Source organism: Prosthecobacter sp. (genome assembly GCF_044373815.1).
Classification (GTDB): domain Bacteria; phylum Verrucomicrobiota; class Verrucomicrobiia; order Verrucomicrobiales; family Verrucomicrobiaceae; genus Prosthecobacter.
On record NZ_JBIPNG010000681.1, the window covers coordinates 1 to 2,692 of the forward strand.

Genomic DNA, 2,692 nt, shown 5'->3' on the forward strand with positions numbered 1-2,692 from the left:
AAGCTATGACGGCACCGAAATGCGCCGCTCTAAACAAGATAGCAAGCAAACCCAAATGAAAACAAAAATTGTCAGGTCCCTTCTCTGCATCTCCCTGGTTTCGTCCTCCATTGATGGACAAGCCGCAAGTGTCATGCGCTCGAATTCACAACCATCGCCCGCTTCCAAGTCCCAAGTGGCTAAAGCGAGGGCTGGGCAGATCAAACAAGACGCCCCGGAATATGTCATCTTGACCTTCGTCGCCGTGGTGGTTGCACGCTTCTTCACACTTTCAGGGAATGCGCTCACTGCATTCGATGCGGCGAACATGCCCTATGAGTTGTCGCCCCTCCCTGCCTACACCGCTTCTGATCTCAACCACTAGTCAGCATCCCTTCGAAACTCGGTCAGCAACTTTTAACATACCACATCTCATGAAAAACATCATCACTCTCGGAACCGCACTGATCCTCATCACCGCACCAGTCAGCGCAAAAGAAAATAAAAATGAAGTCCTCAAAGCAGGGGGTGCTGCTGCAGCGGGAGCTCTCGTGGGCGGAGCAACGTTCGCAACCACCGGATCAATTGGTATCGCTGTGGCTGGCACAGCGTTTTCTATTGGTGCCGCGCCGATCGTTGCAGCAGGTGCCGCATTCGGCATGGCAGGGTATGGCATCTACCGGATTTTCAAATGAGCGTATCGAGAGCTCACGCCAAACATTTTTCGAACAAAATCATCTCCAAATCCTATGAACACGTCCAATACACGCAATGCGCTGGCAAAAGGTTTTTCAGTCGCCCTTGTGCTGAGCATACTTTTCGGTGGCATTTATATTCTTGTTTATGTTGGACCCATAAAAGTGGTTAGCTCCACCAAAAATGAGGCCATCAGCGCCATAAACGAAGGATACGACTTGCTCAGACGAGCAGGCAGCGATCTTTATCGCGCTCTTCAATTGGAGCCCAAGATCAGCATAGCAGGCACTGTCGTCCATGGTCCTGCAACTGAACTCACTGAACTGGTGACAGCTACAAAGGACTTTGAGCACACGTATTTTTATCAGGCCACGTGGGCTGGAAGCACCAAGCGCCTGGAATTGAAGGGTGATTTTGTTGCCAAAGCCGGCTTCCCGATAAATGACTCCTTCGGCCTGAAGCTATCGGAAGATGGAAGAATTGTGACCGTGCATCATTCGAAGCCGATCTTGATTTCATCGGAATTGAAGAATCTCACCGTGGTTAAGGATGAAAATGGGTGGTGGAACAAATTGACACCCGAAGATCGAGAGGCCGCCCACAATAGCCTTCTCCAACAGGCCAGAACGAGTGCCGAAAAGTCCGATCTGATGGCCGCCGCGACCCAGAAACTGTTGGATCGTCTCACCCCTCTTCAGGAACAGTATTCGTTCCAGACGGCCGACGAGGTTCTTCCATGAGGTCGGTGATTCCTGGTCTGCGAATGTGATGCATACAAATGTTTTAGAGCACCACTTTGTTCTGGGCTGTCGTCGCTGCAACGGGGTGATGCAACGCTCCAGGCGCCACCTCAAGACTGAGAAAGAGATTGAATTCTCACCTATCCATGTGTCTTTGGTTTATGAAGCGTTCATCATTAATTTCACGGATCGTCTTTTGTGCGTTAGCGAGTTTTATTTCGAGTGCCTTCGCACAACAGTCACCGCCACAACCTTTGCTCTCCAATTCGACGCTGGCGCCGCTTCAAATCCAAATTCCCTTTCCGACCAACACCAACAGCCTCACGCAAAAGGTGTATGACATTCCAAGGGCGGATGGAGGAGTGACGACGGTAACACATAATTGGAGCAGTCAGAGCCACGGTGCAGGTTCTTATATGGGAGCCAACTATGCGCCGCTATCCTCAGACGCCGCCTTCACCCGCAAAATCGTCGGGGGGAATAGTGAAGCCGAAGTATGGTTGAACCTCGGAGTGGTTGTAGCGGGCATTACTGCTGAGGCCTACAAGCAGAACGAACCAGCGATCAAAACAGGGATCGCGGATCTTGGGAAAAAAGTAGATTCTGCCACTGGCGTGGTAGTGCAAACGTATAATGATGCGGCCGCTGTTGCTGGCCGAGCTACATCGACAATCAAAGAGAACTGGCAGGCAGTCAGCAACAGCAAAGCAGTCAAGACGACTGCTGATCTCGCCAAATCCGTCGCAGACGAAATTAGCAAAGCGAGCGCCGAGGTTTCAAAGACACTGACTCAAGACTCGATTGTCAAACAGAAAGCCGTTGGATATTGGCAGTCACTCTTTGGCAAGTGACCACAAGGTCTCGCGCTCCTTCATGCTCTCAGTTGTCAGATGAGAGACGCTGATTTTGCTAACATGAGCACTCCAGAGGCAACACGGACGGCTAACGAATGCATCGAAGCGCTCGCTTTGACTGGAACCAAGCGTCCCCAGGGAATCGTGGACTGGATGCACTACGGTTTCGCACTGCGTTACGGCGGATTGAGTGATTTTGTGGAGGGGGAGGAAGAATGGGAACAACTCGAAAAAACGGCAGGGGCGCTCGGAAAAGAAACGCTGATCAAAGTTCTCCCCCTGGTCGAAGTCCGCTCATGGACGGCAGGATCGCTGCTGATGTGCCGTCTTCCAAGTCTCCTCGGTCCGGAACTTTCCGCCCACGCACTCGGGCGTTATCTGGCCGGTCTATCAAGGCACATCCGGCGAGCGGCGAGCCCGGAT

At 52.0% G+C, this 2,692-nt stretch carries 5 protein-coding genes; all 5 read left to right on the forward strand.

Annotated features, from left to right (window positions below):
• The coding region (locus tag ACIREA_RS30190; protein ID WP_397386027.1) for a hypothetical protein at nt 1-364 on the forward strand (364 nt) is incomplete at its 5' end.
• Nucleotides 365-413: 49 nt separating this feature from the next.
• Nucleotides 414-674: a hypothetical protein gene (locus ACIREA_RS30195; RefSeq protein WP_397386028.1), complete on the forward strand. Its 261-nt coding sequence runs from the start codon at nt 414-416 to the stop codon at nt 672-674.
• A gap of 54 nt (nt 675-728) precedes the next feature.
• Entirely contained in the window at nt 729-1,415 is a 687-nt protein-coding gene (locus ACIREA_RS30200; protein WP_397386029.1) for a DUF4230 domain-containing protein, read from the forward strand.
• A gap of 161 nt (nt 1,416-1,576) precedes the next feature.
• Nucleotides 1,577-2,266, forward strand: coding sequence for a hypothetical protein (locus tag ACIREA_RS30205; RefSeq protein ID WP_397386030.1), 690 nt, complete (start codon nt 1,577-1,579; stop codon nt 2,264-2,266).
• Between the two features lie 39 nt (nt 2,267-2,305).
• On the forward strand, nt 2,306-2,692 hold a 387-nt coding region (locus ACIREA_RS30210), incomplete at its 3' end, for a hypothetical protein (protein ID WP_397386031.1).